The 21,013-nt window shown below is 74.2% G+C and carries 18 protein-coding genes and 1 riboswitch; of the genes, 12 read left to right on the forward strand and 6 right to left on the reverse strand.

The genetic code is table 11. The annotated features are described in order from the left end of the window. Positions 1–18: 18 nt before the first annotated feature. Positions 19–615 (reverse strand): HD domain-containing protein, encoded by a 597-nt coding sequence (locus ACWGSR_RS17695; RefSeq protein WP_453567331.1) that lies wholly within the window; start codon positions 613–615, stop codon positions 19–21. Positions 616–783: 168 nt separating this feature from the next. On the opposite strand from ACWGSR_RS17695, the gene ACWGSR_RS17700 reads away from it, so the two are divergent. Continuing rightward, a complete protein-coding gene (locus tag ACWGSR_RS17700; RefSeq protein ID WP_453567333.1) occupies positions 784–2,160 on the forward strand; it encodes a tannase/feruloyl esterase family alpha/beta hydrolase in 1,377 nt (458 codons plus the stop codon). A 61-nt stretch (positions 2,161–2,221) separates the two neighbouring features. Here the strand turns inward: ACWGSR_RS17700 and ACWGSR_RS17705 are convergent, their stop codons facing one another. After that, positions 2,222–3,298, reverse strand: coding sequence for an acyl-CoA desaturase (locus ACWGSR_RS17705; protein WP_453567335.1), 1,077 nt, complete (start codon positions 3,296–3,298; stop codon positions 2,222–2,224). A gap of 367 nt (positions 3,299–3,665) precedes the next feature. On the opposite strand from ACWGSR_RS17705, the gene ACWGSR_RS17710 reads away from it, so the two are divergent. Both ACWGSR_RS17710 and ACWGSR_RS17715 read left to right on the forward strand, forming a co-directional pair. Beyond that, positions 3,666–6,668, forward strand: a complete 3,003-nt coding sequence (locus ACWGSR_RS17710) for an SNF2-related protein (RefSeq protein ID WP_453567467.1) — start codon at positions 3,666–3,668, stop codon at positions 6,666–6,668. Further along, complete coding sequence (locus tag ACWGSR_RS17715) at positions 6,665–7,987, forward strand: SWIM zinc finger family protein (RefSeq protein ID WP_453567337.1); 1,323 nt, start codon at positions 6,665–6,667, stop codon at positions 7,985–7,987. Before ACWGSR_RS17710 ends, ACWGSR_RS17715 begins: the two co-directional genes overlap by 4 nt. A gap of 64 nt (positions 7,988–8,051) precedes the next feature. Here the strand turns inward: ACWGSR_RS17715 and ACWGSR_RS17720 are convergent, their stop codons facing one another. Both ACWGSR_RS17720 and ACWGSR_RS17725 read right to left on the reverse strand, forming a co-directional pair. Next, on the reverse strand, positions 8,052–8,918 hold the full coding sequence (locus tag ACWGSR_RS17720) for a hypothetical protein (RefSeq protein WP_376236479.1): 867 nt from the start codon (positions 8,916–8,918) through the stop codon (positions 8,052–8,054). A gap of 7 nt (positions 8,919–8,925) precedes the next feature. Beyond that, on the reverse strand, positions 8,926–9,780 hold the full coding sequence (locus tag ACWGSR_RS17725; protein WP_383322367.1) for a bifunctional 5,10-methylenetetrahydrofolate dehydrogenase/5,10-methenyltetrahydrofolate cyclohydrolase: 855 nt from the start codon (positions 9,778–9,780) through the stop codon (positions 8,926–8,928). 28 nt (positions 9,781–9,808) lie between these two features. Beyond that, a riboswitch (ZMP/ZTP riboswitch) is annotated at positions 9,809–9,914 on the reverse strand. 255 nt (positions 9,915–10,169) lie between these two features. On the opposite strand from ACWGSR_RS17725, the gene ACWGSR_RS17730 reads away from it, so the two are divergent. Next, positions 10,170–11,123: a terpene synthase family protein gene (locus tag ACWGSR_RS17730; protein ID WP_376236484.1), complete on the forward strand. Its 954-nt coding sequence runs from the start codon at positions 10,170–10,172 to the stop codon at positions 11,121–11,123. 51 nt (positions 11,124–11,174) lie between these two features. Here ACWGSR_RS17730 and ACWGSR_RS17735 read toward each other — a convergent pair whose 3' ends face one another. Next, positions 11,175–12,005, reverse strand: coding sequence for a DUF1206 domain-containing protein (locus tag ACWGSR_RS17735; RefSeq protein ID WP_383322361.1), 831 nt, complete (start codon positions 12,003–12,005; stop codon positions 11,175–11,177). A gap of 185 nt (positions 12,006–12,190) precedes the next feature. Between ACWGSR_RS17735 and ACWGSR_RS17740 the strand changes: the two genes are divergently transcribed. Both ACWGSR_RS17740 and ACWGSR_RS17745 read left to right on the forward strand, forming a co-directional pair. Then, a complete protein-coding gene (locus ACWGSR_RS17740; protein ID WP_376236488.1) occupies positions 12,191–13,000 on the forward strand; it encodes an alpha/beta fold hydrolase in 810 nt (269 codons plus the stop codon). Positions 13,001–13,040: 40 nt separating this feature from the next. Then, the gene (locus ACWGSR_RS17745; RefSeq protein WP_376236490.1) at positions 13,041–14,033 is read left to right on the forward strand and encodes a glutathione S-transferase family protein; all 993 of its coding nucleotides are present in this window, start codon (positions 13,041–13,043) and stop codon (positions 14,031–14,033) included. Positions 14,034–14,421: 388 nt separating this feature from the next. Here the strand turns inward: ACWGSR_RS17745 and ACWGSR_RS17750 are convergent, their stop codons facing one another. After that, on the reverse strand, positions 14,422–15,654 hold the full coding sequence (locus ACWGSR_RS17750) for a PP2C family protein-serine/threonine phosphatase (RefSeq protein ID WP_453567341.1): 1,233 nt from the start codon (positions 15,652–15,654) through the stop codon (positions 14,422–14,424). Between the two features lie 249 nt (positions 15,655–15,903). Between ACWGSR_RS17750 and ACWGSR_RS17755 the strand changes: the two genes are divergently transcribed. The 6 genes from ACWGSR_RS17755 (at position 15,904) to ACWGSR_RS17780 (ending at position 20,924) form a co-directional block, all read left to right on the forward strand. Continuing rightward, positions 15,904–16,437 (forward strand): DUF6328 family protein, encoded by a 534-nt coding sequence (locus tag ACWGSR_RS17755; RefSeq protein WP_376236495.1) that lies wholly within the window; start codon positions 15,904–15,906, stop codon positions 16,435–16,437. Between the two features lie 121 nt (positions 16,438–16,558). After that, on the forward strand, positions 16,559–17,359 hold the full coding sequence (locus ACWGSR_RS17760; protein ID WP_376236497.1) for a PepSY domain-containing protein: 801 nt from the start codon (positions 16,559–16,561) through the stop codon (positions 17,357–17,359). Positions 17,360–17,642: 283 nt separating this feature from the next. Continuing rightward, positions 17,643–18,179 (forward strand): EF-hand domain-containing protein, encoded by a 537-nt coding sequence (locus tag ACWGSR_RS17765; protein ID WP_453567344.1) that lies wholly within the window; start codon positions 17,643–17,645, stop codon positions 18,177–18,179. A gap of 125 nt (positions 18,180–18,304) precedes the next feature. Further along, complete coding sequence (locus ACWGSR_RS17770; RefSeq protein WP_453567346.1) at positions 18,305–19,390, forward strand: isocitrate/isopropylmalate family dehydrogenase; 1,086 nt, start codon at positions 18,305–18,307, stop codon at positions 19,388–19,390. Next, positions 19,387–20,058 (forward strand): cysteine hydrolase family protein, encoded by a 672-nt coding sequence (locus ACWGSR_RS17775; protein ID WP_453567347.1) that lies wholly within the window; start codon positions 19,387–19,389, stop codon positions 20,056–20,058. The genes ACWGSR_RS17770 and ACWGSR_RS17775 overlap by 4 nt, the downstream gene beginning before the upstream one ends. Continuing rightward, positions 20,025–20,924 carry an SAM-dependent methyltransferase gene (locus ACWGSR_RS17780; protein ID WP_453567349.1) on the forward strand — a complete coding sequence of 300 codons (900 nt, stop codon included), beginning with the start codon at positions 20,025–20,027 and terminating at the stop codon, positions 20,922–20,924. Before ACWGSR_RS17775 ends, ACWGSR_RS17780 begins: the two co-directional genes overlap by 34 nt. The last annotated feature ends 89 nt before the right edge of the window (positions 20,925–21,013 follow it).

Consider the following 21,013-nt stretch of genomic DNA (forward strand, 5'->3'; position numbering starts at 1 on the left):
CCTGGAGGCCCGCGGGGCTCAGGTCAGGGCGTGCCCGTACGCGGCGGCCAGGCCGTCGAGCTCCGGGTCGCCGTACGCCGCGCGCAGCGCCCCGAAGGCCACGACCTTGTCCTGCCCGAACCGGCTCACGGACACCGCGTAGGTCTCCGAGGTCAGGAACCTCGGCGGTGTGCTCTTGCTGTGGAACTTGTCCGCGTACATGACCATCCGCTCCTCCGGCGTGACCGCGAGGTAGTCGGCCGGCGGCAGCGGCAGCCCTTGCGCGAGCACGTCCTCCTTGGTCAGTCCGACGCCCGTGTGGCACGAGCAGAACCGGCACACGGCCTCCGGCAGTCCCTCGGCCGCCAGGAGCTCGTGTCCCAGGATCCCGTGCCGGATGTAGTTCCGGCCGTCGAGCCGCCCCTCGGCGTCGTACAGGCGGTACACCCCGATGTCGTGGAGCAGGCACCCCGCGCGCACGAGCTCCGGATCGAGGTTCTCGCCCGAGCGCGGGAGCAGGCGCTCGGCGATCCGCCACACGATCTCGCAGTGGGTGAAGACGCGCTCGAAGGCCTCCTCATGAGGAGCGTGTTTCCTGTGCAGCGCGCGGATCTCGTCCACCGAGGGAATGTCCATCCCCGCAGCCTAATGAGCCGGGTACGCGACGGCTCCGGGCCCCCGGTCCGGGGAGCGCCCCATAGGACGACGGTCCGAGATGTGGTCTCCGACCATGGTCCGGCGGACGGGGCGCGCCGCACGATGTGGCGCCACTTCACTTCTCCGCCGTCCCACCGGAGGCCCATCATGCGCCTGTTCCCGGGCGTCTCCCTGTTCGCCGCGTTCCTGGCGGGGGTCACCGTCCTCGCCCCCGCGTCCCCCGCCGGGGCCGAGTCGGGGGCCTCCGCGCACTGCGCGGGCCGGCACCGGCTCCACGTGCCGGGCGCCGAGCACCAGCGGTCCGCCTGTCTGGACGACCTGACGACCGCGGGGCTCGCGGGCACGCCGTACACCGACATGGCGGACCAGGCCGGTCTCGCCGCGAAGGGGACCCGGAACCCCTCGGGGGTGCCGGGCGTCCAGATCGACGGCTACTTCCCGGACGACTCGCGGCTCAACGCCACGCACGGCTGGGCCCACGACGCCCAGTTCGTCATCCGGCTGCCGGACCGCTGGAACGGCGGCCTCGTCGTCACCGGCGCGCCCGGCACCCGCCGCCAGTACTCCACGGACGCCCTCATCTCCGACCAGGTGCTCGCCCGGGGCTTCGCCTACGCCTCGACCGACAAGGGCAACACCGGCCCGGACTTCTTCACCGACGGGCGGAGGCCCGGCGACGCGGTCGCCGAGTGGAACCGCCGGGTGACCGAGCTGACGCTCGCCGCGAAGAAGGCCGTGCGGCAGCGGTACGGGCGGTCCCCGGAGCACACGTACATGACCGGCATCTCCAACGCCGGCTACCTGACGCGCTGGCAGCTGGAGAACCGGCCCGAGCTGTACGACGGCGGGGTCGACTGGGAGGGCGTGCTGTGGACCGCGCGCGGTCCCAACCTCCTGACGAGCCTGCCCGTCACCGTGGCGCGCTCCCTGGGGCGGGCCACCGACGAGGAGCTGATCGGGGCCGGGTTCGCGCCGGGTTCGCGCTTCCTGTGGCCGTACCACGAGCAGGCGTACTGGGGGCTGACGCAGAAGATCTTCCGGGCCGAGTTCGACCCCTCGTACGACCCGGCCTGCCCCGGCTCCACCGCCGGCCGCACCGTGGAGGAGATCTTCGCGCCCTGCGCCTCGGACGCGTCGTACGACTACGCCTCCCGGCCGGCGTCCGTCCACCGCGCCGTCGCGAAGGTCGCGCTCACGGGGCGGATCGGCAAGCCGCTCATCACGCTCCACGGAGACCTGGACGCCCTGCTGCCCATCGCCACCGACTCCGACGTGTACGCGCGGATGGTCGACGACCGGGGGCGGGGCCGACTGCACCGGTACTACACGGTGCAGGGCGGGACGCACACCGACGGCCTGTACGACACGTATCCGGACCGGTTGCGGCCGATCCTGCCGTGCTACCGCTCGGCGTTCGACGCGCTGACGCGCTGGGTCGAGGAGGGCGCGGCGCCGCCCGCGGACCGCACGATCGCGCGGCCGGCGGGCGGTGACGTGGTGAACTCCTGCACGCTGACGGGGTGAGCGTCCCGGGCGCCAGGGGCGGTACGGCCCCTCCGGCGCCCGGCCCCGGCCCCGGTCCCGTTCAGTCGCGCAGGGACGCGCCCACCTCGCGCAGGTGCCCGAGTGCCTGGCGGTAGGAGTCCACGAAGCCGGTCTCCGTGTACGGGACGCCGAGCGCGGCGCAGTGGGCCCGTACGGCAGGCCGGGCGAGCCGGAGGTTCGGGCGCGGCATGCTGGGGAAGAGGTGGTGCTCGACCTGGTAGTTGAGGCCGCCGAGGAACCAGTCGGTCAGGGCGCCGCCGCGGATGTTGCGCGAGGTGAGCACCTGGCGGCGCAGATGGCCCCAGTCGTCGCCGTCCTCGTGCTCGTCCGGCCGGTCCATGCCCTTGTGGTTGGGGGCGAAGGCCATGCCCAGGTGGACGCCGAGGAGCATCTGGTGGAGCAGGGCGAAGACCAGGGCCTGGGCGGGGGTGAGGAGGGCGAGGAGCAGGGTCGCGTACCCGGCGAAGTGGGCGAGGAGGAGGCCGCCCTCGACGAGCCGCTCGCGCCGGGTGCGGCAGGGGCCGTCCTTCGCGAGCAGGGCCCTGATCCCGTACGCCTTGAGCGCGATGCCCTCCAGGGTCGTCAGCGGGAAGAACAGCCCGGCCTGGTGGCGGGTGAGGAAGCCGCGCAGGCCCGTGCGGCCCGCCGTCTGGTGCTCGGCGAAGACGAGGACGTCGGCCGCGACGTCCGGGTCCTTGTCGAGGTGGTTGGGGTTCGCGTGGTGCCGGTTGTGCTTGTCGTTCCACCACTCCTTGCTCATGCCGAGGAGGAGATTGGCGTGGACGAGCTGGACGGCGCGGCTCACCCTGCGGTCGGCGGTGATCTGGGCGTGCCCGGCGTCGTGGCCGACGAAGGCGGCGCGGGTGGAGAGCAGGGCGAGGGGGACGGCGAGCGGGAGCGCCCACCAGGAGGGGCCGACGAGGGCGAGTCCGGCCACCACGGCGGCGATGCCGAGGAGGTTGAGGGCGATGACGCGGGCGTACCAGCCGGGGCGGTGTTCGAGGAGGCCCTGTTCCCTGACCGTCCGCAGGAGCGGGGTGAACTCGCTGCCGCCCCTGGCGGGGGCGGGCGCCGCGGGGGGTGCGGCGGCCGGGGGCAGGACGGTGGCCTGGGACATGGCGGGCTCCGGTTTCTGTCGGTCGGTGGGGCGGTTCGCGGGGGCCGGCCGGTGAGGGGGCCGGCGGGCGAACGGTGGGTGCTCGGTGGGCAGTCGGCGGGTGCTCGGTGGGTGCTCGGCGAGTGCTCGGTGGGTGCCCACTGAACGTACGGACGCGTGGCCTCGTGGAGCCATGGCGTCACCACCCGGCCCGGTCGGGGGGTGCGCCAGGGGGCCGGGGTGGGGAGAGCCCCACCCCGGAAGGAGCCTCCGGGGAGGGCGTTCGGCCTGTGGCGCGGATCACCCCGGACGGGGGCGCGCCAGGGCGTTCGGTGGGGTACTCTCGGCCGCTCGGTACAAGTAGTCAAATTTGAGGAATGTGTTGTCGCTGTCGCACGGACCCGATGATCCGACCCGCGAACCCGCCAGGAAAATCTCCCGCCACTCCGCCGTCTTCCTCCCCGCCGATCCGCCCCGCGCCGGACGGATCGCCTTCTGGTCACCGGACGGCGAGCCGCTGCCGGACTCCCCCGGCGCTCCCTCGGCCGCCGAACTCACGGTCGTGGACGGCGACTCCCTCCGGCCCGTGACCGTCCCCGCCCGGACCCTCTCCGTACGGGACGCCCTGCCGCTGCTCGTCCGCGCCCGGTTCTCGGACGCCGCGTCCCCCTCGGCCGCCTTCTGGGGCGCCGCCGCGCTGCTCGCCCTCGACCTCGTGGCGCGTGGTCTGCTCCTGCCCGGCCTCACGCCCGGGGACCACGACGCGTGGCGGGCCGGACCGCTCGGCCCCGAGGACCTGGGGAAGCTCCGTACGCTCGCCGCGTCGATGCCGCCCACGGCCCACGCCGTCCCCCTCCCCGCCGCCTCTCCCGACGCTCCGCCCCTGCTGCCCGAACCGGAGGCGCTGCTCCGGGCCTTCGCCGACGCCGTCGCGGACACCCTGCCGCGCACCCCGGCGGCTCCGGCGGCGGCCGGCGGGCCCGCCTTCGCGGCCGAGGCGCCGGGGACGTTTCCCGAGCAACGGGCGTGGGCGGCCGACGTGGCCGCCGTGCACGACGCGGGCGTCCGCCTTTCGCTCCGCCTCGAACTGCCCGGTTTCACCGCCGCGTCGCGGGAGGCCCCCGGGTTCCGGGCGGTGCTCCAGCTGCACGGCGTCGCCGATCCGGCCCTGGTCGCGGACGCGGCCGAGGTGTGGTCGGGCTCCGGGCCGGTCGGGGCGGCGTTCGGCCCCCGCGCCCGCATGGACGCCCTGCTCGCCCTCCGGCGCGCCGCCCGCGCCTGGCCCCCGCTCTCCCCGCTCCTGTCGGCGGCCGTGCCCGACACGGTCGAACTGGCCGACGAGGAGGTCGCGGAACTCCTGGGCCCGGCGGCCGACGCCCTCGCGGCCCTGGGCGTCCGGGTCCACTGGCCGCGCGAACTCTCCGACCGGCTGACGGCCCGGGTGGAGATCGGCCCGCACACGTCCGGAGCCGGTACCGACACAGATACCGGCGCTACCCATACCGACGTCCACGCCAACGCCGACTTCCACGCCGACGCAGGCACCGACTTCCACGCCGACGCCGGCACCGGCACCGATGCCGGCGCCGACACCCGTACCGGCGCGGGTGCCTCCTCCCTGCCCTCGCTCCTCGGAGCCGACTCCCTCCTCGCCTTCAACTGGCGCTTCGCCGTCGGCGACCACGAGCTGACCCGCGCCGAGCTGGACCGGCTCGCCGAGACCGGGCGGCCCCTCGTGCGGCTGCGCGACAAGTGGGTCCTCGTCGATCCGGCCGAGGTGCGCCGCGCCAGGACCCATCAGGACCGCAAGGTCACTCCGGTGGACGCGCTCTCGGCCGTCCTCACCGGGACGACCGAGGTCGACGGGCGGACCGTCGAGGTGGCCGCGACCGGCCCGCTGGAGCGGCTGCGGGAGCGGCTCGCGAACCCCGAGGGCGACCGGCCCGAGGTGGCCCAGCCCGCCGCGCTCGCCGCGACCCTGCGCGACTACCAGCTGCGCGGGCTCGACTGGCTGCACCGGATGACCTCGCTCGGTCTCGGCGGCTGCCTCGCCGACGACATGGGCCTCGGCAAGACGATCACCCTCATCGCCCTGCACCTGCACCGGCAGACCGATCCGGCGTCGGCGGGCCCCACCCTCGTCGTCTGTCCGACCTCCCTCATGGGCAACTGGCAGCGGGAGGTCGAGAAGTTCGCGCCCGGCACGCCGGTGCGCCGTTTCCACGGCGCCGCCCGCGACCTGGAGGGGCTCCCCGACGGCGGCTTCGTCCTCACCACGTACGGCACCATGCGGCTCGACGCCGAGCGGCTCGCCGAGCGGGACTGGGGGCTCGTCGTCGCGGACGAGGCCCAGCACGTCAAGAACCCGTACTCGGCGACGGCCCGCCGGCTGCGGACCATCGGGGCACGCGCACGCGTGGCGCTGTCCGGCACGCCGGTGGAGAACAACCTCTCCGAGCTGTGGGCGATCCTCGACTGGACCACGCCGGGGCTGCTCGGCGGCCTGGGGGCCTTCCGCGCCCGGTTCGCCACCGCCGTCGAGGGCGGCCGCGACCCGGCCGCCGCCGCGCGCCTGGCCGCGCTCGTCCGGCCGTTCCTGCTGCGCCGCCGCAAGTCGGACCCCGGCATCGCGCCCGAGCTCCCGCCGAAGACGGAGACCGACCGGAGCGTGTCGCTGACGCCGGAACAGGCCGGTCTGTACGAGGCGGTGGTGCGGGAGACACTGGCGGCGATCTCCGAGGCCGACGGCATGGCGCGCCGCGGTCTCGTCGTGAAGCTCCTGACGGGGCTCAAGCAGATCTGCAACCACCCGGCCCAGTACCTCAAGGAGGAGCGGCCGGAGATCGAGGGGCGGTCGGGCAAGCTGGAGCTGCTCGACGAACTCCTCGACACGATCCTCGCCGAGGGCGCGTGCACCCTGGTCTTCACCCAGTACGTGGGGATGGCCCGGCTCCTGGAGGCGCACCTCGCGGCGCGGGGCGTGCGGACGCAGTTCCTGCACGGCGGCACGCCGGTCGCGGAGCGGGAGGCGATGGTCGCCCGCTTCCAGAACGGGGAGGTGCCGGTCTTCCTGCTCTCCCTGAAGGCCGCGGGGACGGGGCTCAACCTCACCCGCGCCGAGCACGTCGTGCACTACGACCGCTGGTGGAACCCGGCGGTGGAGGCGCAGGCCACCGACCGCGCGTACCGGATCGGGCAGGACCGGCCGGTGCAGGTCCACCGGCTGATCGCCGAGGGGACGATCGAGGACCGGATCGCCGCGATGCTCGACCGCAAGCGGGAGCTCGCGGACAGCGTCCTCGGCACCGCCGGGGACCTGCCGCCGGAGCTGACCGAACTGACCGATGACGAACTGGCGGAGCTGGTGCGACTGCGAGGGGACGGACGATGAGCGGGTACGGACACGGGGACGGCGAGCGGACGTTCGCGGCGCTGCCGCCGGCCCGGGGCGGGGCGTTCACCCGGACCTGGTGGGGCCAGGTGTGGCTCAAGGCCCTGGAGGACACCGCGCTCGACGGGCAGCAGCTCAAGGCGGGACGGCGCCACGCGCGCGCGGGGGCGGTGGGCGCCGTGTCGGTGCGGCCCGGCCGGATCACCGCGGTGGTCAAGGACCGGGACGGCACGGCGCACCGGAGCGACGTGCTGGTGCGGGAGTTCTCCGAGGAGGAGTGGGAGCGGCTGCTCGACCTGACGGTGGACAGCGCGGGCCACATCGCGGCGCTCCTCGACCGCGAGATGCCGCCGCACCTGGTGGAGGACGCGGCGGCGGCCGGGCTCGACCTGCTGCCGGGCATCGGCGACCTCGATCCGGAGTGCGGCTGCGAGGCCTGGGACCACTGCCCGCACACGGCGGCGCTCTGCTACCAGGTGGCGCGCCTCCTGGACGAGGACCCCTTCGTCCTGCTCCTGATGCGCGGGCGCGGCGAGCGCACCCTCCTCGACCAGCTCCAGGAGCGCAGCGCCTCGCGCGCCGCCGCTCCCCCGGCGCGCGACGGGGACGACGGGGACGACGGCGACGGCTCTCCCGGGGACGTCGGCGGGATGCCTGGCGTGTCGGCCGAGGAGGCGTACGCGTCGGCGTTCCTGCTGCCGCCGCTGCCCGGCCCTCCGGTCGCCCCGGCCGCGCCGGGCCGGGCCCCGTCCCTGGACACGGACACCGAGCCGGAGCCGGGGGTGGACCCGGCGGCCCTCGAATTCCTGGCGGCGGACGCGGTGGGCCGCGCGCACCGGCTGCTGGTCGAGGCGCTGGGGTCGGACGGGGAGGCGCCGGGGTTCGCGGAGGCGGGACTGACGGGCGCTCAGGACGCCGTGCGGCTCGCCGCGGGTTCCCCCGCTCCGTGGATCGCGGCGCGGCTCACCGCCGGTTCGGGCCGGTCGCGGGCGGAGATGGACCTGGCCACGCGCGCGTGGCGGTTCGGGGGCGCCGCCGCCCTCGCCGTACTGGAGGAGGAGTGGGCGCCGGACGCCGAGGCGCTGGCACGCGCCGGAGTGCGGCTCGCGGAGGCCTGGGAGGACGACGAGCGGCCGGTCCTGCGGCGGGCGGGCGGCGCGCGGTGGACGGCCGTGGGCGCGGAGGCGCAGCTGCGACTCGGCGAGGACGGCCGCTGGTGGCCGTACCTCAAGTCGGTGGGCCGCTGGGTTCCGGCGGGTCCGCCGGACCGGGACCCGGCGGCGGCCCTGGCGACGGCCTCGGCAGCGGGCGCGGTCTGAGGCGGGCACCGTTTCAGGCGGGCGCGGTCTGAGGCGGTGGGCGGGCGGCATCCGCGCCGGCGCGCTACCTGAGCCGGTGGCTGATCGTGCCGCCGGCGGCGGAGGAGGAGGCGACCAGGCTGCAGGCGGCGGTGTCCGAGCCGAGGAGGTGGCTCGTCCGGTACGGGTACTGGACGAAGGTCGTCCAGCGCGTGCCGAGCGGCTGTCGGGCGGCCTTGCGGCGCAGCGGCTCGCGGCAGAGTTCCGTGGCCGCCTCGCGCACCGCCCGGTCCGTGGCGTAGCGGCCGGTCAGCCGGGGGCGGGAGACGAGTTCGGCGGAGTGCGGCGTGTCGCAGGGGCGCCGGACGACGGTGCCCGGAGCGTCGCGGTCGATGTCGAAGCAGTCGCCCACGCGCAGTGCCTCGAAGGAGACGGGCCGCCCGGAGCGCCGTTCGCCCTTCGGGGTGCGGGAGGGGGTCGGGGCGGTGCTCGCGGAGGGGGTGCTCCCGGTCCGGGACGGCACGGGTGACGCGTCCGTGCGCGGGGTCCGGTCTCCGGGCTCCGTACGGGTCGGCGTGCCGCCCCGCGTGGCCGCGGTCGTCGGCGCGCCGTCCCGTGTCGTGCCGGGTTCCGGCGTGTCGGTGCTCCCGGCGCCGGACGCGCCCGGCGACGGGCTGCCGGTCGCGGGAGGGGCGGTGTCCGTGCCGGTGTCCTCGGTGACGACGGGGGACGGCGCGCTCATCGGGTTCCCGTCGTCCTCCCCGCCCCGGACGGACAGGAAGGCGGTCGCCACCACGGCGGCCGCGAGCAGCGGCACGAGCGGTGTGCCGAACCAGCGGGCGCGGCGCGCCGCCGGCCGGTGGTCGCGGCCCCGGCGTTCCCCGTCGGCCGGGCGTCGTCCGTACAGCATCGTGACGACCGCCGAACGCGCGCCCTGCCGCCTTCCCGTCATGGCCGTCCTACAGTCCCAGCTGGCGCTCGGCGCCCTCGACCGTCTGGGCGAGGAGCACGGCGATGGTCATGGGGCCGACACCGCCGGGGACCGGGGTGATGAGGGAGGCGCGCTCGGCGGCCGACGCGAAGTCGACGTCGCCGATGTTGCCCGGGTTGTAGCCGGCGTCGACGACGACGGCGCCGGGCTTGATGTCCTCGCCCTTGATGAAGTTCGGCCTGCCGACGGCGGCGACGAGGACGTCGGCCTCGCGGACGACCGAGGAGAGCTCCCGGGTGCGGGAGTGGCAGTAGGTGACGGTGGCGTCGCGGCCGAGGAGGAGCAGGCCGGCCGGCTTGCCGAGGATGGCGCTGCGGCCCACCACGACGGCCCGCTTGCCGCTCAGTTCGACGTCGTACGCGTCGAGGAGGCGCATGATGCCGCCGGGGGTGCAGGAGACGAAGCCGGGGAGGCCGAAGCCCATGGCGGCGAAGGAGGCCGTGGTCACGCCGTCGACGTCCTTCTCCGGGGCGATGGCCTCGAAGGCGGCGCGCTCGTCGATGTGGGGGCCGACCGGGTGCTGGAGGAGGATGCCGTGGACCTCGGGGTCCAGGGAGAGGGCGGTGATCGCGGCGACGAGTTCCTCGGTCGTCGTGGTGGCGGGCAGCTCGACGTGCCTGGAGCGGATCCCGGCCTTCGCGCAACGGTTCTGCTTCATCTTCACGTACGTCACGGAGGCGGGGTCCTCGCCGACCAGGACGGTCGCGAGACAGGGGGTGACGCCGGTGCGGCGGGTGACCTCGGCGGCGCGGGCGGCGGTCTCCTCGACCGTGCGGCGGGCGAGGGCCGTACCGTCCATGAGGGCGGCGGTGCTGGTGGACATGGCAACTCCTGGGCGTCGTCTCTGACCGGTGGTTCGCCCAGGCGCACGGCATTCGGCACGGCCGCGCCGGTGGGCGCTCCGCCGGGCCGCTCCACGGTGGTGATCCACCTCAAGCGCCAGTCACGGCCCGGGCCCCACTCTACGTGAGGGGCCGGGGGCGAGTCTCGGACAGGTCCGGGTCGGGCTCCGGGGGCGGTGGCCGCTCGCGCGGGACGAATCGTCCCTGACCGTCCCGGGCCCCACCGCGACCGGCCGCCGGTCGGGTCCCGGCCGTTCGGATCCGGATTCGATCCCCTTGTTATTCCTGGCAGTTAGTGATCAATTCAAGTACTCTTCGATCGCGCCGGGGGGCGTCGGTGGCACCCGGGCCCAATGCCCAGGGGGTGCACGTGTTCCACGCCGCAGTGCTCGACCTTCCGTTCCCGCCGCACAGCCATCCGGACCGGGAGCCCGCCGCCCGGCTCCACCGGGAGTGGCTGCGGCGTCACGAAGGGCTCGCCGGGGCCGTCGACCGGGCGGTGTACGAACGGTGGGAGGTGCCCCGGCTCGCGGCGTTCACCAGTCCCGACTGCGCCACCGGCGACCTCGCCCTCGCCGCGGACCTGCTCGGTTTCTACTTCCTCTTCGACGACGGTTTCGACACCGGTCTCGGCCGGGCCCCCGCGCGGGTGGCGGAGGTCTGCACCCGATTGACGGCCCTCCTGCACGGGGACGGCCCCGAGCCCGGCGCCCGCACCCCCGTCGAGCGGGCCTTCGCCGACCTCTGGGAGCGCAGTGCGCGCGGCATGTCCGCCCGGTGGCGGGCCAGGAGCGCCTACAACTGGGAGTGGTACTTCGCCTGCCATCCGGCGGAGGCCGCCGGCCGGCTCTCCGGGCGGCTCCCGGACCGGGAGGGCTATCTGGCGCTCCGCCGGGGCACGGCCGCCATGGAGACGCTCTTCGACATGGTCGAGCGGCTCAACCGGTTCGAGGTGCCGCAGGAGGTGCTGCACCATCCGACCTTCCGCCTGATGCGCCAACTGGCGGCCGACATACCGTCGTTCACCAATGACGTGCACTCGTACGCGCAGGAGCTCGCCCGGGGTGACGTCGCCAACATGGTGATGATCGTCCGCGAGGAGATCGGCGGCACTCCCGAGGAGGCGGCCGCCCAGGTGATGCGAGAGGCCCAGGCGATGGTCGACCGCTTCGTGGAGCTGTCCGCCCGGGTCCCCGGGATCTGCGATCTCCTCGGTCTCTCCCCGGCCGGGAACGAGGCCGCCCGCCGGTACGTCGACGGCCTCTCCTCCTGGATCGCCGGCTATCACCGCTGGGAGGTCGACACCGGCCGCTACGGCAACTGAGAACGCCCCGCACGCGTATGCGTGCGGGGCGTCCGGATCACGGCCGGCGGATCAGACGTCGCGCCACTTCGCCTGGCCGAAGGAGAAGATCCCGAAGAGGACGAGTCCGACGGCCACGGCGACCAGCAGCCACGGTCCGGCGGGGGTCTGCGCGAACGAGCGGATCGCGTCGTCCATGCCCTTGGCCTCGTTCGGGTCGAACTCGATCGCCGCCTTCAGGCCGAAGAAACCGATGGCCGCGAAGACGAGCCCGCGTCCGACGCCTCCGACGATGCCGGTCACGTCCATGAAGCGCCGCTCCTTCTCGGACATCGTGGCCCACTTCAGGCGCTTGCGGTACTTCCGCATCACGGCCCGGCCGCCCATCCACAGCCCCGCGCCCAGGAAGCCCACCGCCGCCGCGCCGACCAGCCACTGTCCCGCCGGCAGGTCGAGGAGACGTCCGGTGATGTCGTGGCTCTGCCGGTCGGTCGAGCCGGCGCCACTGTCCCGGTTGCCCGTCGCGAAGGACAGGACGAAGAAGGCCGAGACGGCGTAGAAGACGAACCGGGCGGCGGACACGGCCCGCTTGGCCGGCTTGTCGCCCTTCGGACCGGCGCTGCCGAACAGGGCCTCCGAGAGCCGCCACAGCGCCATCCCGACGAGTCCGATGCCGAGGGCCCAGAGCATCACCGCTCCGAACGGCGTCTCGGCGACCTGCGCGAGGGCTCCTCCCTTGTCGGCCTGTTCGCCCGTGCCCGTCAGCCCGATGCGTACGGCCAGGACTCCTATGAGCAGATACAGAACTCCACGGGCGACGAAGCCCGCCCGGGCACCCGCCCTTACCACGTCCCCACGGGCCGCTCTTCTCGCGACGGCCGTGGTCGACCCCCCTGCGCTCATGCCCCTTCACCCCTTCCCGGATCGGAATGACCGGGTGCCCCGTCTTCTCCGTTCGAACCCTCGCGGGACGTTCGAACACCGACCGGCGCGCCGCGCGGGCCGGCGCGGACCACCGTTTGCGCCGCTCCGGCGCCCGGCGGAGACTGGGCGGGATCAGGGGGCGATCCGGAGAGGGCCTGGACGACATGGGCGCATACGCTGACCTTCCCGGGGTCAGGACCTGGTACGAGACCGAGGGCGAGGGCGACCCGCTGGTCCTGCTGCACGGCGGCTTCTGCACCAACGAGACGTGGGGCGCCCAGCGTCCCGACCTCGCCGGCGCGTACCGGCTCTTCCTGCCCGAGCGGCGCTCGCACGGGCACACCCCCGACGTGGCCGGGCCGCTGTCGTACCGGGACATGGCGGACGACACGGTGGCGTTCCTGGAGCGGGTGGTCGGCGGTCCGGCACATCTGGTCGGATGGAGCGACGGCGCCGTCGTCGCGCTGCTCGTCGCCGCCGCCCGGCCCGACCTGGTCCGCAAGGTCGTCGCGATCGGGGCGAACTTCCGCCCCGGCCCCGAGTGCTTCGTCGAACCGGCGATGCTCGACGCGATGACGCCCGACAGTCCGGACATGGAGTTCTTCCGCGAGATGTACGCGGCCGTCACGCCGGACGGCGCGGACCACTGGCCGGTGGTGGCGACGAAGGTGGTCGACATGTGGCGGACCCAGCCGACGCTCTCCCCCGAGGACCTGGGGCGCGTGCGGGCGCCCACCCTGGTCGTGGTCGGCGACGACGACCTGATGACGCTCGAACACACCGCCGCCCTCTACCGCGCGATCCCGGGGGCACGGCTGGCCGTGGTGCCCGGGGCGTCCCACCTGGTGCCGCTGGAACAGCCGGACCGGGTCAACCGGATGATCCTCGACCACCTGGCACAGGACGCGCCCGCCGAGACGATGATGCCGGTCCTGCGCGCCGCGCCCGCGGCCCCGGACGGCGCCCCCGGCTGATCGCGGGCGGAGCCGTACCGGGCGGGCTACGCTCGTGGCCATGGCTGGCGACGGTGAGTACGAACGCGACCGGAACTACATCACGACACGGATCACGGCCGACGGCCGGGACGGCTTTCCCGTGGAGCCGGGGCGCTACCGGCTGATCATCGCCCGCGCGTGCCCGTGGGCGAACCGCGCCTCGATCGTCCGGCGCCTCATGGGTCTGGAGGACGTCCTGTCGATGGGCATCGCCGGGCCCGTGCACGACGAGCGCAGCTGGTCCTTCCACCTGGACCCGGACGGCAGGGACCCGGTCCTCGGCATCGAACGGCTCCAGGAGGCGTTCTTCCGGCGGGACCCCGACTACGCGCGCGGGATCACCGTGCCCGCGATCGTCGACGTCCCCACCGGCGCGGTGGTGACCAACGACTTCGCGCGGATCACGCTCGATCTGGGCAGCCAGTGGACGGCCCATCAGAGGGAGGGCGCACCGGAGCTCTACCCGGAGAAGTGGCGCGACGAGATCGACGACGTGGCCGAGAAGGTGTACCGGGACGTCAACAACGGTGTCTACAAGTGCGGTTTCGCGAGCGGCCAGGAGGCCTACGACAAGGCGTACCGGAGGCTGTGGGACCGGCTGGAATGGCTGGAGGAGCGGCTTGGGAACCGGCGCTATCTGGTCGGGGACACCCTCACGGAGGCCGACGTCCGCCTCTTCACGACCCTCGTGCGGTTCGACGCCGTCTACCACGGCCACTTCAAGTGCAACCGGCGGAAGCTGACCGAACTCCCGGCGCTGTGGGGCTATGCGCGGGACCTGTTCCAGACGCCCGGTTTCGGCGACACCATCGACTTCGAGCAGATCAAGACGCACTACTACGTCGTCCACCGCGACATCAACCCGACCGGGATCGTCCCGCTGGGACCGGACACCCGGAACTGGCTCTCGGCGCACGGCCGGGAGGAGCTGGGCGGGCGTCCGTTCGGCGACGGCACGCCGCCCGGGCCACCGCCCGCGGCCGAGCGGGTGCCGCCGCTCGGCGCGGGCTGAGCTCCTCCCCGTCGGGCGCGGCCCCGTCTCGTACACGCGTCGGCCCCCACCCTGCGACAGGGTGGGGGCCGACGCACGCGACCGCTCAGGTCACCGGTTCGGGACCGGGGCCCGGCGCGGGCAGCGGGCCGGGCTGGGGGAAGGGGTCCGGGGGCGGCGTCGGGGCCGGCGGGTCCGGTTCCGGCTGGGGCGGGGCGGGCGGAACGGGGTCCGGGCCGCCGGGCCCGGGAGCCGGCCCCGGGAGCGGTCCCGGTCCGGGAGCGGGGCCCGGCCCGGGCGGGGGCGTGGGGCTCGGAGGGACGGGATCGTTCGGGGGCGTGCTCATGAACCCTCCTGACGGTTCTCCGTGGTCTCGCTGTCGACCCGCGCCTACCCGCGTCCGGAGCGATCACTCGCCCCCCGGGGTCCGGTCGTGTCCTCCCGCCGCGTCCGGCCGTGCTCCCCCGCCGCGCCCGCGCGGGTGCCACTCGGTGAGCAGGATGGTGGCGTCGTCGCGCAGTTTGTGGCTCTGGTGTTGCCGCAGGCCCTGGATCAGGCGGCGGAGGGCCTCGGGGGCGGGGGCGCCGGCCGCCGTGGCGCGGATGACGGTGTCGGCCAGCCGTTCTTCGCCGTAGAAGTCCCCTCCGGGCGAGCGCGCCTCGGTGACGCCGTCGCTGTAGAGGAGGATCCGGTCGCCCGGCTGGAGGCGCTCGGTGTGCTCGGTGGGCGGCGCGTCCCTGAGGAACCCCCAGCCGAGGGGCAGGTCGGGCTCCCGTTCGAGGACCTGCGGGAGCACCCTGCCGTGGCGGATCAGCAGGGGTGGCGGATGCCCGCAGTTGATCCAGGTCAGCCGTCCGTCGGAGGTGTCCAGATGGGCGACGACGGCGGTCATGAGGCGGTCGGTGAACCAGGTGTCCAGGATCTCGTCGATCGAGGTGACGATGTCGGTCAGCGAACCCCCGGAGCGGCGGGCGGCCCGGCAGGCGGCGAGTCCGGCAGCGCTGGCCCCGCCGGAGGCGAGGTCGTGCCCCATGGAGTCGATGACGGTCAGGTGCAGGCCGCGGTCGTCCAGGGTGTGGTCGAAGGTGTCGCCACCGATGTCGTACGCGGGTTCGAGGACCGCCGAGGAGGTGACCTCCGCCGTGCCGATGGTCCGCGGCGGCAGGAAGGCCCACAGCAGTTCGGCCTGCACCGTCATCGCCCGCGCGCGTTCGGTCTCGACCAGCAGGTCGCTGTGGGAGGACTTCGACACCACGAGCAGGGCGGCGATCCCGGCGAGCGTCTCCCCGCGCCCGAGCAGGGCGTCGTCCAGGACGGGCGCCGTCACCATCAGGACGCCGACGCGCTCGACCCCGTCGATCATCGGCAGCCAGGCGGTGGCGCCGTCCCTCGACCGCTGCGCCTGCTGCGTACGGTAGGCCAGGCCCGCCAGTGAGCTGTCGACGTCGAGCGCCGGCGGGCCGGTGACGTCCGGCTGGGGCAGGGCGATCAGGCGGATCTGCTGGAGGTCGGTGACGTACATGGCCGTCCCCCCGAACCCCATGCGGCGGCCCGCGTCCTGGACGAGGCCCGCGAGTTCCCGTCCGGACCGCAGGTGGGAACGGGCCAGCAGACCGCCCAGGACATCCTCGTACGTCGACACACGACCTCCGCGGCTCTTCTCCGGCGTCTTGCGGCGGCGTGGAGCGGCCCGTCCTCCCCCGGGCGCCCCGGAAGTGGCTCCCAGGCGCTCCGGTGATCGCACTCCTCACGCGCGCGTACGGACGCGTCCTCGCGGGCCCGGCTTGCCGCGAGGATCTTCCCGCCGGGCCTGAACGGGGGGGTGGCACGCACGCCGGGAAAAGGGAAACTCCAGGCGGATGGGATGCCGACCTGCGGGAAAGAGGACGCCATGGCTGAGGATGCGATACCCGACAATGACCGGCGGACCAGAAGACACGAGACGTCCGAAGAGCGTGCGGACCGGCGCTGGACCGAACTCATCCAGGAGATCAGGGTCGCCCAGACCGGCGTCCAGATCCTCCTGGGCTTCCTGCTCACCGTGGTGTTCACACCACATTTCCAGGGCCTGGAGCAGACCGACAAGACGATCTACATCGTCACCGTCGTGCTCGGCTCGCTGGCGACCGGCGCCCTCATCGGGCCCGTGGCCTTCCACCGCATCGTGTCGGGGCGCCGCATCAAGCCCCAGGCGGTCGTCTGGGCGTCCCGGCTCACGTTCCTCGGCCTCATCCTGCTCCTCGCGACGCTGATCTCGGCGCTCTTCCTGATCCTGCGCGTGGCCACGCACGACGGCTACGTGCCGTGGCTGGTGTCCGGGGTCTTCGCCTGGTACCTGGTCTGCTGGTTCCTCCTGCCGTTGTGGGCACGGTTCCGCTACACGAACGGGAACGAGAACGGGGACGACTCGTCGTCCGACCGGTGAGGCTGCGTCCGGACGGGGCACCGGGAAGGTTTCCCCCGTCCGGACCGGAGGAGGACCGCGATCGGGTGGTTGGGCGGCCCGCCGCGTCACGGAGCGGAGGGCACGGGTCAGGAATGGGTGCATGAGTACTTCTCTGCGACATCGACTGCGTGGCCCGGCCGTCGCCTGCCTCGCCGCGTCCTGCGCCCTTCTGCTCGCCGCCTGCGGCTCCGAGCAGAAGGAGACCACCACGACCTCCGCCCGCATCGCGCCGGCCCAGACCACGGGCACGGCCGAGCCGTCGGCGCCGACCTCCGCGCCCGCCTCCCCCTCGGGGTCCGCCTCGCCCCGGCTCACCGACGACCAGGCCGAGCGCCAGCGCCTCGTCCCGGCCACGAAGGTCACCTGGGACAAGGCCACGCAGACCGCCGTGGCCGCCGTTCCCCAGGGCAAGCTGGTCGAGAACGAGCTCACCTGGGCACCGCCGAACGCCACGGCGAGCGGCAGCCCCCAGCCCAGCGGCAGCGCCACCGCGTACGCCTCCCCGTCCGTCAGCGCCGGCGCGTCCGCCTCCGCGAGCCCGTCGGAGGGCGCGGGTGCGCGGACCCCGGCGTGGCACGCGAGCGTCGCCACCTCGGACGGCACCCTCCACGACGTCTGGGTCGACGGCGTCAGCGGCAAGGTCATCAGCGACAAGCCGGACGCGGACCAGGACGCCGAGGACAAGCAGGAGCTGGCCGACCGGCTGAAGCGGACCACCGTCACGCCGGAGCAGGCGGTCCAGACGGCCACCAAGGACGACAAGGGCACCGTCACGGCCGTGGAACTGGACGACGACGCCTGGTCGGTGGACGTCGTCAACACCGGCAACTGGGACAAGACGACGTACGACGTCTCCACGACCGAGCAGCGGGTCCTCCGCAAGGAAGTCGACCGCGACTGACCGTTCCTGTCGGACCGTTCCCCTCCTCCCGCCCGTTCCGGCCCGGCCGGAACGGGCGGCTCGCTGTCGACCGCCGGCGAGGGCGAGAGGCGGCAGACCGCCGGAAGAGAATCCGCCCCTGATTTCCAACTTCCCGGCCCGTCATGCACCGCCCGGCGAATTGCCTTCGATCGTGTACAACAGCCCGGTTTTGTCCACCGAAAGTGCCCCCGCGCCCCGATAGTGGATCAGCGGCCGGGCGCGTGTCCCGGCGTCATCCTCACCGAAAGCCGGGTGCATCCTCATGCCCACCACCGAGGCCACCGACCGTGTGCAGCTCGTGTTCTCGCTCTTCGACGCCGACGGGAACGGCTTCCTGGAGCCCGCCGACTTCGAACTGATGGGGAAGCGGACCGTCGCGGCACTGCCGGCGGCCGACGAGAAGGCCGGGGCGCGGCTCCTCGGCGCCTTCCGCCGGTACGGGGACACGCTCCTGTCCGAGCTGGACGCCGACGGTGACGGACGGATCAGCCCCGAGGAGTTCACCGCCGTCGTACTCGACCCGCAGCGGTTCGACGCCGCCGTCGACGAGTTCGCCGAGGCGCTGGCCGCGATGGGCGACGTGAACGGCGACGGCTTCGTCGCCCGCCCCGACTTTCTCGCCCTCATGACCGCCATCGGCTTCGACCGGCCCAACATCGAGGCGCTGTTCGAGGCCTTCGGCCCGGTGGACGGCGACCGCGTCCCGGTGGCCGTCTGGGCGGCCGGGATCCGGGACTACTACCGTCCGGAGAAGGCCGGCATCGCCGGTGACCACCTCGTCCCCGGCGCCGCCCGATGACCGGGGAGGCCGGGCAGGGGGGCGCGGGAACCACCCCGTTAACAGGAGCCGCGCCGGCGGCGGGAGCCGTTCCGTCGGCGCGGGTCTCTCCGTCGGCGACGGGCCCGTCGGACGGCGGCGGGCCCGTGATCGGCCTGGCCGTGGGCCACGGCACGGGCCCGGAGCTGGCGGACGTCTTCGAGCGCGTACTGGGCGCCTTGGCCGCCGGCCGTCCGGGCGGCGCGGACGTGGACGTCGTCCGCTCGCCGCGCATGTACCACTCCTACGTCTCGCTCCGCCGGGACCATGACGTCGCCGCCGTGCAGCGGCTGACGGCCGAGGACGCCGACCACTACGAGGCGTGGTGCCGGGGCCTGGCCGAGCGCGGCACCACGGCGGTCTTCCGCACCGCGATCAACGCCCAGTCGCTGTACCTCGTCCGGCGCCGGCTGCGGGCCGTGAAGGTCGACCTGCTGGCGGCCGACGGGCGGTCGCTGCTGCTGGTCAGGGACCAGGCCCAGGGCTTCTACACCGGCGAGAACACGCACACCGAGGGCGAGGTCACCCGCACCCTCACCTTCAGCCGCGAGATCACCGGCGCGGTCGTCGAGCACGCCCTGGAGCGGGCCCGGCGCACCTGGCCGGACGGGCGGATCGGCCGGATCCTCATGGCGTACAAGTTCCATCTGCTCGACGGCGCGTTCGACGCGTGGGTGGCCGACCTGTCCGAGCGGCTCGGGGTGCCGATCGAGGTGTTCCAGCCGGACACGGTCAACCGCAACCTGCTCGCCCACGGACTGCCCGACCGCACCCTGCTGATCGCCGGGAACGAGTGGGCCGACATCATGCACGTCGTGCTCCTCGACCGGTACGGCTCCGACCGGCAGGAGAACCGCTGCACGGAGAACGTCTGTCTCGATCCGGCACTGCGGGGCCTGGTGGAGTACCAGACCGTGCACGGCTCGGCCGACGACCTGGCGGGGCGGGACCTGGTCAACCCGGTGGCCACGGTCCGGGCCGCCGCGCTCGTCGCCGAGCACCACGCCGGGTGCCACGGTGCCGTGGCGGCCGTGGAGGACGCCCTCGCGGTCCTCGACGAGCGGGGCACGCACACCCCCGACCTCGGCGGCCGGCACTCCACGAGCGACGTGGTCGACGCCCTGCTCGACGCGCTCGACGTCTCCGGACCGGACGGCGTCCGGCGCGACGCGGCCCTGGTGGGCGGCCCGTGACGGCACCGGCGCGCACGGCCCTGGTCGTGGTGGACCTGCAGAACGACTTCTGCGCGAGTCCCCTGGCCAGGGCCCGGTTCCGCGGCGACCCGGCGGTCCTGGACGCCGTCGTCTCCGCGACCGCCGGAGCGGTCGCGGAGGCCCGGCGCAGGGGCGTGGAGGTGGTCTTCGTCCGGTTCACGGGCGACCCCGTCCACCAGGGGGCGAGCTGGCGGCTGCGGGACCGGGGCCGGGGCAGGCCGCCGAAGTGCCTGGAGGGCACCTGGGGCGCGGACTTCCACCGCGTCCTGCCCGCTGCCGACGAGGCCGTCTTCACCAAGCGGGCCCGCTTCGACGCCTTCCTCGCGGCGGGCTTCGAGGAGCACCTGCGCGCCCGGGGCGTCGAACACCTGGTGTTCGCGGGCCTGTTCGCGGACGTGTGCGTGGACTCCACCGCCCGTACCGCGTTCCAGAAGGGCTTCCACGTCACCGTGCCGGCGGACTGCACCACGTCCCTGCACCTGCCGTACGAGGAGGTCCTCGCCTTCATGCGCGTCCTCTACGGCGCCCGTACCCCCGCCTCGGACGACCCGTCCGTGTGGGACGTCCCCGCGGCGGAGCCGCGGCACCGCGAAGAGGAGGAGGGGGAGGAGAAGTGCGCACCGCAGCCGGTCCGGCCCCGGGGGTGACGGCGGGCGTGGGCCGCACCGCCCTGCTGGTGGCCGCCGCCCGTGCCGTCGAGACCCACCGTCCCGACGCGCTCGCCCGCGATCCGTTCGCCGCCGCCTTCGTCCGGGCGGCGCCGGACACCGCCGACTGGCCGCTCCACCCCGACGAGGTCCCCGGCGGTGCCTCGGATCCGCTGTGGGGCAGGCTCGGCCGGTACTTCGGGCTGAGGACGCGGGTCCTGGACGATCACCTGCTGGCGTCCGCCAGGTCGGGCGTGCGCCAGGTGGTCCTGCTGGGCGCGGGGCTCGACTCCCGGGCCTTCCGGCTCGACTGGCCCGCCGGGACCGTGGTCCACGAGATCGACTCGGCCGACGTGCTGGCCTTCAAGCAGTCGGTGCTCGACAGCGTCGGGGCGGAGTCCGTCGCCGAGCGCCGCCCGTGCGCCGCCGACCTCCGGCACGACTGGACGGCGGCCCTGCTCGGCTCCGGTTTCGACCCGTCCTCCCCGACCGCCTGGCTCGCCGAGGGCCTGCTGCTCTACCTCCCCGCCGAGGCCGAGCGGCGGCTGATCGACGACGTGGACCGGCTCAGCGCCGCCGGCGGCACGCTGGCGTACGAGATCAAGGAGGTGACGGCCGAGTCGTCGCGCGTGCGCGGTGGCCCGGTGTACACGACGGCGCGCGAGCGGATCGGCATCGACCTGCCGGGCCTCTTCGCCGCCGGGCCGCGTCCCGAATCGGCCGGGTTCCTCGCCGCCCGCGGATGGCGGGTGGCCGTGCACCGCCCGTACGACTTCACCGTGCTCCACGGCCGGGGTCCGCTCCCGGAACCGGAGGACGCCCTGGCGGCCAACCGCTGGATCTTCGCCGAGGCCGACCGTTCCTGATCCGCCCGACGGGCGGGGCCCCGCGGCCGGTCTCCGAGAGGATCGTACTGTGGGTGTGATCATCATCGGGGCGAGGATTCACGGGGGCG

This window comes from Streptomyces sp. NPDC055632, assembly GCF_053618675.1.